This is a genomic window from Actinacidiphila guanduensis (assembly GCF_900103985.1).
In the GTDB taxonomy this organism is placed as follows: Bacteria; Actinomycetota; Actinomycetes; order Streptomycetales; family Streptomycetaceae; genus Actinacidiphila; species Actinacidiphila guanduensis.
Window position 1 is genome coordinate 75,267 of record NZ_FNIE01000009.1, and the last position, 12,656, is coordinate 87,922.

Genomic DNA, 12,656 nt, shown 5'->3' on the forward strand with positions numbered 1-12,656 from the left:
CCAGGAGCCAACCCATGGGTATCGAAGAGAAACTGCCGAGCGGGTTTCTGCTGACAACGGTGGAGACAGCGGCCGGCTGGGTGCGTAAGGCGTCGGTCTTCCCCGCCACCTTCGGCCTCGCCTGCTGCGCGATCGAGATGATGACCACCGGCGCCGGCCGGTACGACATGGCCCGGTTCGGCATGGAGGTCTTCCGCGGATCGCCGCGCCAGGCCGACCTGATGATCGTCGCCGGCCGGGTGAGCCAGAAAATGGCGCCGGTGCTGCGGCAGGTCTACGACCAGATGCCGAACCCCAAGTGGGTCATCTCGATGGGCGTGTGCGCGTCCAGCGGCGGGATGTTCAACAACTACGCCATCGTGCAGGGCGTCGACCACGTGGTGCCCGTCGACATCTACCTGCCCGGCTGCCCGCCCCGCCCGGAGATGCTGCTCGACGCGATCCTCAAGCTCCACGAGAAGATCCAGCACGGCAAGCTCGGCGTGAACCGCGAGGCCGCCGCGCGCGAGGCGGAGGAGGCCGCCCGCAAGGCGCTCCCCACCATCGAGATGAAGGGGCTGCTGCGATGAGCGAGGCCACCCCGCCGGCCGAAGGCAACGGCCACCTGCCGGTCCAGCGCGACGACGCGGGCGAGGTCATCGGCGTCCGCCGCGGGATGTTCGGCGCCAACAACGGCGGCGACACCTCCGGTTACGGCGGCCTGGTGCGCGCCGTCCGGCTGCCCGGCCCGTCCGCCCGCCCCTACGGCGGCGTCTTCGACGAGATCGCCGACGAGTTGGAGGGCGCCCTGGAGGAGCAGGGGCTGCCGCCGGGCGAGGCGATCGAGAAGACGGTCGTCGACCGCGGCGAACTCACCTTCCACATCGCCCGCGAGCACCTGGTCCGGGTCGCCCGCACACTCCGCGACGACCCCGCGCTGCGGTTCGAGCTGTGCACCGGCGTCAGCGGCGTGCACTACCCCGGCGACCGGGGCCGCGAGCTGCACGCCGTCTACCACCTGCGCTCGCTCACCCACGGCCGGCTGATCCGGCTGGAGACCAGCGCGCCGGACGCCGACCCGCACCTGCCGTCCCTGGTCGCGGTCTACCCGACCAACGACTGGCACGAGCGCGAGGCGTACGACTTCTTCGGCATCGTCTTCGACGGTCACCCGGCGCTCACCCGGATCATGATGCCGGACGACTGGCCCGGGCACCCGCAGCGCAAGGACTACCCCCTCGGCGGCATCCCCGTCGAGTACAAGGGCGCCCAGATCCCGGCTCCGGACCAGCGGAGGTCGTACTCATGAGCAACGCATACTCCTCCCCGGCGCAGGCCGAGGAGCGCGAGACCACCGAGGGCCGGGTCTTCACCGTCACCGGCGGGGACTGGGACGAACTCGCCGAGACCGTCGGCAAGGCCGACGACGAGCGGATCATCGTCAACATGGGCCCGCAGCACCCGTCCACCCACGGCGTGCTCCGGCTGATCCTGGAGATCGACGGCGAGACGGTCACCGAGGCCCGCGCCGGCATCGGCTACCTGCACACCGGCATCGAGAAGAACATGGAGTTCCGGACGTGGACCCAGGGGTCCACCTTCGTGACGCGCATGGACTACCTCACGCCGCTGTTCAACGAGACCGCCTACTGCCTCGCGGTGGAGAAGCTGCTCGGCATCGAGGACCGGATCCCGGACCGGGCGAGCGTCATCCGGGTGCTGATGATGGAGCTCAACCGGATCTCCTCCCACCTGGTGTGCATCGCCACCGGCGGCATGGAGCTGGGCGCGACCACCATCATGATCTACGGCTTCCGCGACCGCGAACTCGTGCTGGACATCTTCGAACTGGTCACCGGCCTGCGGATGAACCACGCCTACGTCCGGCCCGGCGGCCTGGCCCAGGACCTGCCGCCCGGCGCGGTGGACCAGATCCGCGAGTTCGTGAAGACCTTCCGCAAGAACCTGCCGGAGTACGACAAGCTCGCCACCGGCAACCCCGTCTTCAAGGGCCGGATGCAGGACGTCGGCTACCTGGACCTGACCGGCTGCATGGCGCTCGGCGCCACCGGCCCGATCCTGCGCGCCGCCGGCCTGCCGCACGACCTGCGCAAGTCCGACCCCTACTGCGGCTACGAGACCTACGACTTCGAGGTCCCGACCACCGACACCTGCGACTCCTACGGCCGGTTCCGGGTCCGCCTGGAGGAGATGCACCAGAGCCTGCGGATCATCGAGCAGTGCCTGGACCGGCTCGCCCCCGGCCCGGTGATGGTCGACGACAAGAAGATCGCCTGGCCCGCCCAGCTCGCCCTCGGGCCCGACGGCATGGGCAACTCGCTGGACCACATCAAGAAGATCATGGGCACCTCCATGGAGGCCCTGATCCACCACTTCAAGCTGGTCACCGAGGGCTTCCGGGTGCCCGCCGGCCAGGCGTACGCGGCCGTGGAGTCGGCCAAGGGGGAGCTGGGCGTGCACGTCGTCAGCGACGGCGGCACCCGGCCCTACCGGGTGCACTTCCGCGACCCCTCGTTCACCAACCTGCAGACCATGGCGGCGATGTGCGAGGGCGGCCAGGTGGCCGACGTGATCGTCGCGGTGGCGTCCATCGACCCCGTGATGGGAGGTGTCGACCGATGAGCTCCGAGGTGTCGCTGGGCATCCCCGAACTGCCCGCACCCGACTACCCGGCCGACGTCCGCGCCCGGCTGGAGACCGACGCCCGGGAGGTGATCGCCCGCTACCCCGGCTCCCGCAGCGCCCTGCTGCCGCTGCTGCACCTGGTGCAGTCCGAGGAGGGGTACGTCACCCGCACCGGCATCCGGTTCTGCGCCGAGATGCTGGAGCTGACCACCGCCGAGGTCACCGCCGTCGCCACCTTCTACACGATGTACCGGCGCAAGCCGTCGGGCGACTACCAGGTCGGCGTCTGCACCAACACGCTGTGCGCGGTGATGGGCGGCGACGCGATCTTCGAGGAGCTGCGCGAGCACCTCGGCGTCGGCAACGACGAGACGACCGCCGACGGCAAGATCACCCTCGAGCACATCGAGTGCAACGCGGCCTGCGACTTCGCCCCCGTGGTGATGGTCAACTGGGAGTTCTTCGACAACCAGACCCCCGAGTCGGCCAAGCAGCTCGTGGACGACCTGATGGCCGGCCGCGAGGTCCGCCCGACCCGGGGCGCGCCGCTGTGCACGTACAAGGAGACCGCGCGCATCCTGGCCGGCTTCCCCGACCTGCGCGAGGGCGCGGTGGAGGCCACCGGCGGCGCCGGGCCCGCCTCGCTCGCCGGACTCCGGCTGGCCCGCGGCGAGGCCCAGGCCCGGGTGGTCGGGCAGCGCGGGCAGACCCCGGAGCACGCCCCGCCGGCGCAACCGCCGCAGGACGACGCCGACCTGCACGCCACACCCACCTCGCCGTCGCCCGCCGAGCACCCCAGCTCGCACGACGCACCCCGGCAGACCGCCGAGTCCGACCCGGCGCACCCCGCGGACCCGGTCGGCGAGCACGCCGAACAGGAGGAGGGGGACCGATGACCGTCGAACCGGCCGAGAAGCTGCTCGCGCCCGTACTGTCGGCGTTCTGGGACGACCCGCGGTCATGGACGCTGGACACCTACCGCAGGCACGAGGGCTACCAGGCGCTCACCAAGGCGCTGGCGATGGCGCCCGACGACCTGATCGCCTACGTCAAGGACTCCGGCCTGCGCGGCCGCGGCGGCGCAGGCTTCCCCACGGGCATGAAGTGGCAGTTCATCCCGCAGGGCGACAACAAGCCGCACTACCTCGTGGTCAACGCCGACGAGTCCGAGCCGGGCACCTGCAAGGACATCCCGCTGCTCTTCGCCAACCCGCACGCCCTCATCGAGGGCATCGTGATCGCCTGCTACGCGATCCGCTCCCACCATGCCTTCATCTACCTCCGCGGTGAGGTCGTCCCGGTGCTGCGCCGGCTGCACGAGGCGGTGCGCGAGGCGTACCAGGCCGGCTACCTCGGCAAGGACATCAAGGGCACCGGCTTCGACCTGGAGCTGACCGTGCACGCCGGGGCCGGCGCGTACATCTGCGGCGAGGAGACCGCGCTGCTGGACTCCCTGGAGGGCCGGCGCGGCCAGCCGAGGCTGCGGCCGCCCTTCCCCGCCGTGGAGGGCCTGTACGCGTGCCCCACCGTGGTGAACAACGTCGAGTCCATCGCGTCGGTTCCCGCGATCATCCACCGGGGCAAGGAGTGGTTCCGGTCGATGGGCAGCGAGAAGTCGCCCGGCTTCACGCTCTACTCGCTCTCCGGCCACGTCGCCCGCCCCGGCCAGTACGAGGGCCCGCTCGGCATCACGCTGCGCCAGCTGCTCGACATGGGCGGCGGCATGCGGCCCGGCCACCGGCTGAAGTTCTGGACCCCCGGCGGCTCGTCCACCCCGATGTTCACCGAGGAGCACCTGGACGTCCCGCTCGACTACGAGGGCGTCGGCGCCGCCGGCTCCATGCTCGGCACCAAGGCGCTGCAGTGCTTCGACGAGACGACCTGCGTGGTGCGGGCCGTCACCCGGTGGACCGAGTTCTACGCCCACGAGTCCTGCGGCAAGTGCACCCCCTGCCGCGAGGGCACCTACTGGCTCGTCCAGTTGCTGCGCGACATCGAGGCGGGCAAGGGCCGCGCCGGCGACCTGGAGAAACTCGCGGACATCGCCGACAACATCAACGGCAAGTCCTTCTGCGCGCTCGGCGACGGCGCCGCCGCCCCGATCGCCTCGTCCCTGAAGTACTTCCGCGCCGAGTACGAGGAGCACATCGAGCGCGGAGGCTGCCCCTTCGACCCGGCCCGCTCCACCGCCTGGGCGGACACGTCCCGTACGGAGGCCCACGCGTGACCATCACCACCAACGCACCCTCCGCGGGCGGCGGTCCCGCGGTGCCGCCGGAGGACCTGATCACGGTCACCATCGACGGCATCGCGGTCTCCGTGCCCAAGGGCACCCTGGTGATCCGGGCGGCCGAACTGCTCGGCATCGAGATCCCGCGGTTCTGCGACCACCCGCTGCTCGACCCGGCCGGCGCCTGCCGCCAGTGCATCGTGGAGATCGAGGGCCAGCGCAAGCCGGTCGCCTCGTGCACCATCACCTGCACCGACGGCATGGTGGTCAGCACCCAGCTCACCTCCCCGGTCGCCGAGAAGGCGCAGCGCGGGGTGATGGAGCTGCTGCTGATCAACCACCCGCTGGACTGCCCGGTCTGCGACAAGGGCGGCGAGTGCCCGCTGCAGAACCAGGCGATGTCCGTGGGCGACCCCGACACCCGCTTCGAGGGCCGCAAGCGCACCTACGAGAAGCCCGTACCGATCTCGGCGCAGGTGCTGCTGGACCGCGAGCGCTGCGTGCTGTGCGCCCGCTGCACCCGCTTCAGCAACCAGATCGCCGGCGACCCGATGATCGAGCTGATCGAGCGCGGTGCCCTGCAGCAGGTCGGCATCGGCGAGGGCGACCCCTTCGAGTCGTACTTCTCCGGCAACACCATCCAGATCTGCCCGGTCGGCGCCCTCACCTCGGCCGCCTACCGGTTCCGCTCGCGCCCCTTCGACCTGGTCTCCTCGCCGTCGGTGTGCGAGCACTGCGCCGGCGGCTGCGCCACCCGCACCGACCACCGGCGCGGCAAGGTGATGCGCCGGCTGGCCGCCGACGACCCGGAGGTCAACGAGGAGTGGCTGTGCGACAAGGGCCGCTTCGGCTTCCGCTACGCCCAGCGCCCCGAGCGCCTCACCCACCCGCTGGTCCGCGGCGCCGACGGTGAACTGGCCCCCGCCAGCTGGCCGGAGGCGCTGGCCGCGGCCGCCGCGGGCCTGACCGCCGCGCACGGCCGGGCCGCGGTGCTGGCCGGCGGCCGGCTCACCGTCGAGGACTCCTACGCCTACGGCAAGTTCGCCCGCGTGGTGCTCGGCACCAACGACGTGGACTTCCGGGCCCGCCCGCACTCCGCCGAGGAGGCCGACTTCCTGGCCGCCGCGGTCGCCGGGCGCGGGGTGGACCTCGGCGAGGGCGCCGCCGCCGTCACCCACCGCGTGCTGGAGCAGGCGCCGACCGTGCTGCTGGCCGGACTCGAGGCCGAGGAGGAGGCGCCCGGCGTCTTCCTGCGGCTGCGCAAGGCGCACCGCAAGAACGGCCAGCAGACCTACGCGCTGGCCGGCTACGCCACCCGCGGCCTGGACAAGGCCGGCGGCATCCTGCTGCCGGCCGCGCCCGGCACCGAGCCGGAGTGGCTGGACGCGCTGGCCGGCGGGGTCGGGCTCGACGAGGCCGGCCGGCTGGCCGGCGAGGCGCTGCGCGCGCCCGGCTCGGTGATCCTGGTCGGCGAGCGGCTGGCCGCCGTGCCCGGCGCCCTGACCGCCGCGGTCCGGCTGGCCGCCGCCACCGGCGCGGCCCTGGCGTGGATCCCGCGCCGGGCCGGCGAGCGGGGCGCGGTGGAGGCCGGCGTGCTGCCCGGGCTGCTGCCCGGCGGCCGCCCGCTGACCGACCCGCGGGCCCGCGAGGAGGTGGCCAGGGTCTGGGGCCTGCCGGCCCTGCCCACCACGCCCGGCCGCGACACCGACGCGATCCTGGCGGACACGGCGGCCGGCCGGCTGGCCGCGCTGGTGGTCGGCGGCGTCGAGGTCGCCGACCTGCCGGACCCGGCGCTGGCCCGGCAGGCGCTGGGGGCCGCCGGCTTCGTGGTCAGCCTGGAGCAGCGGCCGAGCGAGGTCACCGAGTTCGCCGACGTGGTGCTGCCGGTGGCCGCGGTCGCCGAGAAGGCGGGCACCTTCGTCAACTGGGAGGGCCGGCTGCGGATGTTCGAGGCCGCCATCAAGCCCGACCAGGCCACCACCCGGCACCAGATGCCCGACGCCCGGGTGCTGACCATGCTCGCCGACGCCCTCGACGTCGCCCTGGGCCTGGCCGACGTGCACAGCGCCCGCCGCGAACTCGACCGGCTCTCCGGCTGGCCCGGCCCGTACGGCGACGCCCCGCGCGAGGCGCCGGTGCCGCTGCCGCGGCCCGCCGGCGGGCAGGCCGTGCTCGCCGGGCACCGGCTGCTGCTCGACCAGGGCCGGCTGCAGGACGGCGACGACGCGCTGGCCGCCACCCGGCACGCGGCCGTCGCCCGGCTCTCGCCGGCCACCGCCGCGGAGACCGGCGTCCGGGACGGCGAGCCGCTCACCGTCGCGGGACCTGCCGGGCAGGTGACGCTGCCGCTGGCGGTCACGCCGATGCCGGACCGCGTGGTGTGGCTGCCGCTGAACTCGGTCGGCGGCGGGGTCGCCGCCGACACCGGCGCCCGCCCCGGCCAGATCGTCTCCCTGGCGGCCGCCGCAGCGGGCGCGGCCGACCGGACCGCGGAGGAGCAGTCGTGACCGTCCAGTTCGCCGCGGCCAGCCAACTGGCCGCCACCCAGGAGAACCTGTCGTTCTTCGGCAACGACACCTGGTGGCTGATCCTGATCAAGGCGGTGTTCTGCTTCGCCTTCGCGGTGGTCTCCGTGCTCTTCGCCATCGTGTGGGAGCGCAAGGTCGTCGCCTGGATGCAGCTGCGCATCGGCCCCAACCGGCACGGCCCCTGGGGCATGCTGCAGTCGCTCGCCGACGGTGTGAAGCTGATGTTCAAGGAGGACGTCAGCATCCGCCGGGCCGACAAGGTGGTGTTCGTCCTCGCCCCCATCGTGGCCGCGATCCCCGCCTTCATGGCGTACGCGGTGATCCCCTTCGGCCCGGCCGACGACGAGATCTCCATCTTCGGGCAGCGCACCGCGATGCAGCTGACCGACCTGCCGATCGGCATCCTCTACATCCTGGCCACCGCGTCGGTCGGCATCTACGGCATCGTGCTGGCCGGCTGGTCCTCCGGCTCGACCTACCCGCTGCTCGGCGGCCTGCGCGCCTCGGCGCAGATGATCTCCTACGAGATCGCGATGGGCCTGTCGTTCGCCGCGGTGTTCCTCTACTCCGGGTCGATGTCGACCTCGACCATCGTCACCGCGCAGCACGACCGCTGGTACATCATCCTGCTGCCGGTCTCCTTCCTCATCTACGTCTGCACGATGGTCGGCGAGACCAACCGGGCGCCGTTCGACATGCCCGAGTCCGAGGGCGACCTGGTCGGCGGCTTCAACACCGAGTACAGCTCGATCAAGTTCGCGCTGTTCATGCTCGCCGAGTACGTCAACATCGGCACCGTCTCCGCGGTGTGCACCACGCTCTTCCTCGGCGGCTGGCGGGCCCCGTGGCCGATCACCACCTTCTGGGACGGCGCCAACCACGGCTGGTTCCCGCTGCTGTGGTTCGTCATCAAGATGCAGCTGCTGCTCTTCTTCTTCATCTGGCTGCGCGGCTCGCTGCCCCGGGTCCGCTACGACCAGCTGATGAAGCTCGGCTGGAAGGTGCTGATCCCGGTCTCGATGGTCTGGCTGATGCTGGTGGCCGCGGTGCGCGCGATGCGCAACGAGAACTGGGACTTCGGGAAGATCGTGCTCTACGTCGGCGGCGTGGTCGTCGCGCTGCTGCTGATCTCGCTCGTCGTCGACGTGCTGCGCGACCGCGGCGACCGCGACGGGAAGGCCGCGGAGGGCGGCGGCGCGCTCGCCCCGCCGGACCGCTTCGACCCGATGGCCGGCGGCTTCCCCGTACCGCCGCTGCCCGGTCAGCAGGCGCAGCCGGTGCCGCGGCGGCGCAGCCGCACGCAGGCCCAACTCGTCGGCGCAGGCGGTCCCGAGGCCGACGGCGCCGAGCACACCGAGAACACGGAGGACGGCGATGCCTGAGTTCCTGGACCCGGTCGCGGGCTTCGGCGTGACCTTCAAGGCCATGTTCAAGAAGCGGCTGACCGAGCAGTACCCCGAGTACAAGAAGCCCACCGCGCCGCGGTTCCACGGCCGCCACCAGCTCAACCGGCACCCGGACGGGCTGGAGAAGTGCGTCGGCTGCGAGCTGTGCGCGTGGGCCTGCCCGGCCGACGCGATCTACGTGGAGGGCGCCGACAACACCGACGAGGAGCGCTACTCCCCGGGCGAGCGCTACGGCCGCGTCTACCAGATCAACTACGCCCGCTGCATCCTGTGCGGGCTGTGCATCGAGGCGTGCCCCACCCGGGCGCTGACGATGACCAACGAGTACGAACTCGCCGACCGGACCCGCGAGTCGCTGATCTACACCAAGGAGCAGCTGCTGGCCGGCCTGGAGGAGGGCATGGTCGACTCACCGCACGCGATGTACCCCGGCACCGACGAGGGCGACTACTACCGCGGCGCGGTCACCGAGGCCGCGCCCGGCACCGTACGGCAGGTCGCGGTCTCCAAGGGCGAGACGCCCCAGGACGCCGAGGGGCAGGACGGTGCCCAGGTCACCGTGCCCGGCGGCAGCGCCCCGGCAGGCTCGGGGGAGGAGGCATGAGCGCTCCGCTGATGCTCGCCGCCGCGAGCTCGCAGACCTCCACGGGCGAGGCGGTGCAGTTCTGGATCCTCGCCGTGGTCGCCGTGGCCGGCGCGCTGGGCACCGTGCTGATGAAGAAGTCCGTGCACAGCGCGCTGTCGCTGGCCGGCACGATGATCGTCCTCGCGGTGTTCTACCTCGCCGAGGGCGCCTACTTCCTCGGCATCGTGCAGATCGTCGTCTACACCGGCGCGATCATGATGCTCTTCCTCTTCGTGGTCATGCTGGTGGGCATCACCGCGGCGGACTCCCTGAAGGAGACCCTCAAGGGGCAGCGCTGGCTGGCCGCCCTGTGCGGGATCGGCTTCGGCATCCTGCTCATCGCGGGCATCGCCAATGCCTCGCTGGACACCTTCATCGGCACCGGGTCGGCGAACAAGGCCGACGGCGGCAACGTGCAGGGCCTGGCGCACCTGGTGTTCACCAAGTACGTATGGGCCTTCGAGATCACCGGCGCCCTGCTGATCACCGCGGCGATCGGCGCCATGGTGCTCACCCATCGCGAGCGCACCGAGGAGCGGCGCACCCAGCGCGAGCTGTCCGAGGCGCGCATCCGCGAGGGCAAGCAGGTCACCCCGCTGCCGGCGCCGGGCACCTACGCCCGGCACAACGCGGCCGACGTGCCCGCGCTGCTGCCGGACGGCTCGATCTCCGAGCTGTCGGTCAGCTCCACCCTGCGCGAGCGCGGCCAGGTCCGCGATGTCTCGCGGGACGCCATGCAGCGGCTGGCCGCGCTGGACCGGGCGTCCGGCGAGTGGCTGGGGCGGCGGATGCCGGCCCTGGAGCGCAACGGCGCCAACGGCAACGGCAACGGGACCAGCAACGGGAACGGGGTCAACGGCGGCAACGGCAACGGGGTCAACGGCGCCAACGGCAACGGCGCCGCCCAGGTCAACGGCAACAACGGCAACGGCCGCAACGGCAGCGGTTCCGCCGAGGAGGGCGCCCAGTGAATCCGGCCAACTACCTGTACCTGGCGGCTCTGCTGTTCACGATCGGCGCCGCCGGCGTGCTGATCCGGCGCAACGCGATCGTCGTCTTCATGTGCGTCGAGCTGATGCTGAACGCCTGCAACCTGGCCTTCGTCACCTTCTCCCGGCTGCACGGCAACCTCGACGGGCAGGTCATCGCCTTCTTCACGATGGTCGTCGCCGCCGCCGAGGTCGTGGTGGGGCTGGCGATCATCGTGTCGATCTACCGTTCCCGCCACTCGGCCTCGGTCGACGACGCGAACCTGATGAAGCTGTAGAGGGGCTGCGAGACGTGGATACCCTGATCGGACTGCTCGTCGCCGCCCCGTTGCTGGGCGCGGGCATCCTGCTCACGGGCGGGCGGCGGCTGGACCGCGCCGGCCACCTGCTGGGCACGCTGCTTGCGCTCACCTCCTTCGTCCTGGCCGCGGTGCTCTTCGCCGACATGCTCGGCAAGGACACCGGCCGGCGCACCTTGACCTCGCACCTGTTCACCTGGGTGCCGGTCGACGGCTTCCAGGCCCAGGTCGGCTTCCAGCTCGACCAGTTGTCGATGACCTTCGTGCTGCTGATCACCGGTGTGGGCACGCTGATCCACATCTACTCGATCGGCTACATGGAGCACGACGAGCGGCGCCGCCGCTTCTTCGGCTACCTCAACCTGTTCCTGGCGGCCATGCTCCTGCTGGTGCTGGCCGACAACTACTTCCTGCTGTACGCCGGCTGGGAGGGCGTGGGCCTGGCCTCCTACCTGCTGATCGGCTTCTGGCAGCACAAGCCGAGCGCGGCCACCGCGGCGAAGAAGGCGTTCCTGGTCAACCGGGTCGGCGACATCGGCCTGTCGGTGGCGATCATGCTGCTCTTCACCACCTTCGGCTCCTTCGCCTTCTCCGACGTCTTCCCCAAGGTGGGCCAGGCGTCCGCCACCCAGCACGCGACCGTCACCGGCATCGGCTTCATGCTGCTGCTGGCCGCCTGCGGCAAGTCGGCCCAGGTGCCGCTGCAGAGCTGGCTCGGCGACGCGATGGAGGGCCCGACCCCGGTCTCGGCCCTCATCCACGCCGCCACCATGGTGACCGCGGGCGTCTACCTCATCACCCGCTCCGGGGCGATCTTCAACGCGGCCCCGGACGCGCAGACCGCGGTGGTCACCGTCGGCGCGGTCACGCTGATCTTCGGTGCGATCGTCGGTTGCGCGAAGGACGACATCAAGAAGGCGCTGGCCGGCTCCACGATGTCGCAGATCGGCTACATGATCATGGCGGCCGGGCTCGGCCCGATCGGCTACGTCTTCGCGATCATGCACCTGGTCACGCACGGCTTCTTCAAGGCCGGGCTGTTCCTGGGCGCCGGCTCGGTGATGCACGGCATGAACGACGAGGTCGACATGCGCAAGTTCGGTGGCCTGCGGAAGTACATGCCCATCACCTTCGTCACCTTCGGCCTGGGCTACCTGGCGATCATCGGCTTCCCGGGGCTGTCCGGCTTCTTCTCCAAGGACAAGATCATCGAGGCCGCCTTCGCCAAGGGCGGCACCGAGGGCTGGATCCTGGGCACCTGCGCGCTGATCGGCGCCGCGATCACAGCGTTCTACATGACCCGCGTGATGCTGATGACCTTCTTCGGCGAGGAGCGCTGGAAGGACGGCCGCACGGCCACCGCGTCCCCGGACGAGCCGTCGGCCGAGCCGGCCGCCGCGCACAGCGCGCACGGCGCCCCGCACCCGCACGAGTCGCCGTCCTCCATGACGATCCCGATGATCATCCTGGCCTTCGGCTCGGTCTTCGCCGGCGGGCTGTTCAGCATCAACTCCGCCTTCGTGAAGTGGCTGGAGCCGGTCACCGGGCACAGCGAGGGCGACTCGCCGGTGAGCACCGGCACGGTGACCGCCGGCACCATGGTCGTCCTCGTGCTCGGCGTGCTCGTCGCCTGGCTGATGTACGGGCGGCGGCCGGTGCCCGCGGTGGCGCCCAAGGGCAGCCTGCTCACCCGGGCCGCCCGCCGCGACCTGCTCCAGGACGACTTCAACCACGTCGTGCTGGTCCGCGGCGGCGAGCACCTCACCCGCTCGCTGGTCTACCTCGACCACTCCCTGGTCGACGGCGTCGTCAACGGCACGGCCGCCTCCGTCGGCGGCCTGTCCGGACGGCTCCGCCGGCTGCAGAACGGCTACGTCAGGTCGTACGCCGTCTCGATGCTCGGCGGTACCGCGGTGGTGGTCGCCGCGACCCTTCTGATGAGGGCGGTCTGAAC

Annotated in this window: 11 protein-coding genes; all 11 read left to right on the top strand. The window is 71.5% G+C overall.

The window, feature by feature from the left end; translation table 11 throughout:
* Positions 1 to 14 precede the first annotated feature (14 nt).
* The 11 genes from BLR33_RS20340 to nuoL are packed head-to-tail and all read left to right on the top strand — an operon-like array spanning position 15 to position 12,654.
* Entirely contained in the window at positions 15 to 569 is a 555-nt protein-coding gene (locus BLR33_RS20340; RefSeq protein ID WP_093785987.1) for a NuoB/complex I 20 kDa subunit family protein, read from the top strand.
* Positions 566 to 1,288: an NADH-quinone oxidoreductase subunit C gene (locus tag BLR33_RS20345; protein WP_093785988.1), complete on the top strand. Its 723-nt coding sequence runs from the start codon at positions 566 to 568 to the stop codon at positions 1,286 to 1,288. Before BLR33_RS20340 ends, BLR33_RS20345 begins: the two co-directional genes overlap by 4 nt.
* Positions 1,285 to 2,622: an NADH-quinone oxidoreductase subunit D gene (locus tag BLR33_RS20350; protein WP_093785989.1), complete on the top strand. Its 1,338-nt coding sequence runs from the start codon at positions 1,285 to 1,287 to the stop codon at positions 2,620 to 2,622. Before BLR33_RS20345 ends, BLR33_RS20350 begins: the two co-directional genes overlap by 4 nt.
* Positions 2,619 to 3,521 (top strand): NADH-quinone oxidoreductase subunit NuoE, encoded by a 903-nt coding sequence (gene nuoE, locus BLR33_RS20355; protein WP_093785990.1) that lies wholly within the window; start codon positions 2,619 to 2,621, stop codon positions 3,519 to 3,521. The genes BLR33_RS20350 and nuoE overlap by 4 nt, the downstream gene beginning before the upstream one ends.
* Entirely contained in the window at positions 3,518 to 4,852 is a 1,335-nt protein-coding gene (gene nuoF, locus BLR33_RS20360; RefSeq protein WP_093785991.1) for an NADH-quinone oxidoreductase subunit NuoF, read from the top strand. Before nuoE ends, nuoF begins: the two co-directional genes overlap by 4 nt.
* The gene (locus tag BLR33_RS20365; RefSeq protein ID WP_093785992.1) at positions 4,849 to 7,362 is read left to right on the top strand and encodes an NADH-quinone oxidoreductase subunit G; all 2,514 of its coding nucleotides are present in this window, start codon (positions 4,849 to 4,851) and stop codon (positions 7,360 to 7,362) included. Before nuoF ends, BLR33_RS20365 begins: the two co-directional genes overlap by 4 nt.
* Positions 7,359 to 8,765 carry an NADH-quinone oxidoreductase subunit NuoH gene (gene nuoH / locus BLR33_RS20370; RefSeq protein WP_093785993.1) on the top strand — a complete coding sequence of 469 codons (1,407 nt, stop codon included), beginning with the start codon at positions 7,359 to 7,361 and terminating at the stop codon, positions 8,763 to 8,765. Before BLR33_RS20365 ends, nuoH begins: the two co-directional genes overlap by 4 nt.
* Positions 8,758 to 9,393, top strand: a complete 636-nt coding sequence (gene nuoI, locus BLR33_RS20375) for an NADH-quinone oxidoreductase subunit NuoI (protein ID WP_093785994.1) — start codon at positions 8,758 to 8,760, stop codon at positions 9,391 to 9,393. The genes nuoH and nuoI overlap by 8 nt, the downstream gene beginning before the upstream one ends.
* Positions 9,394 to 9,404: 11 nt before the next feature.
* Positions 9,405 to 10,385 carry an NADH-quinone oxidoreductase subunit J gene (locus tag BLR33_RS20380; RefSeq protein WP_093786247.1) on the top strand — a complete coding sequence of 327 codons (981 nt, stop codon included), beginning with the start codon at positions 9,405 to 9,407 and terminating at the stop codon, positions 10,383 to 10,385.
* Positions 10,382 to 10,681 carry an NADH-quinone oxidoreductase subunit NuoK gene (nuoK, locus tag BLR33_RS20385; protein WP_093785995.1) on the top strand — a complete coding sequence of 100 codons (300 nt, stop codon included), beginning with the start codon at positions 10,382 to 10,384 and terminating at the stop codon, positions 10,679 to 10,681. The genes BLR33_RS20380 and nuoK overlap by 4 nt, the downstream gene beginning before the upstream one ends.
* A gap of 14 nt (positions 10,682 to 10,695) precedes the next feature.
* On the top strand, positions 10,696 to 12,654 hold the full coding sequence (gene nuoL, locus BLR33_RS20390) for an NADH-quinone oxidoreductase subunit L (protein ID WP_093785996.1): 1,959 nt from the start codon (positions 10,696 to 10,698) through the stop codon (positions 12,652 to 12,654).
* Positions 12,655 to 12,656 lie beyond the last annotated feature (2 nt).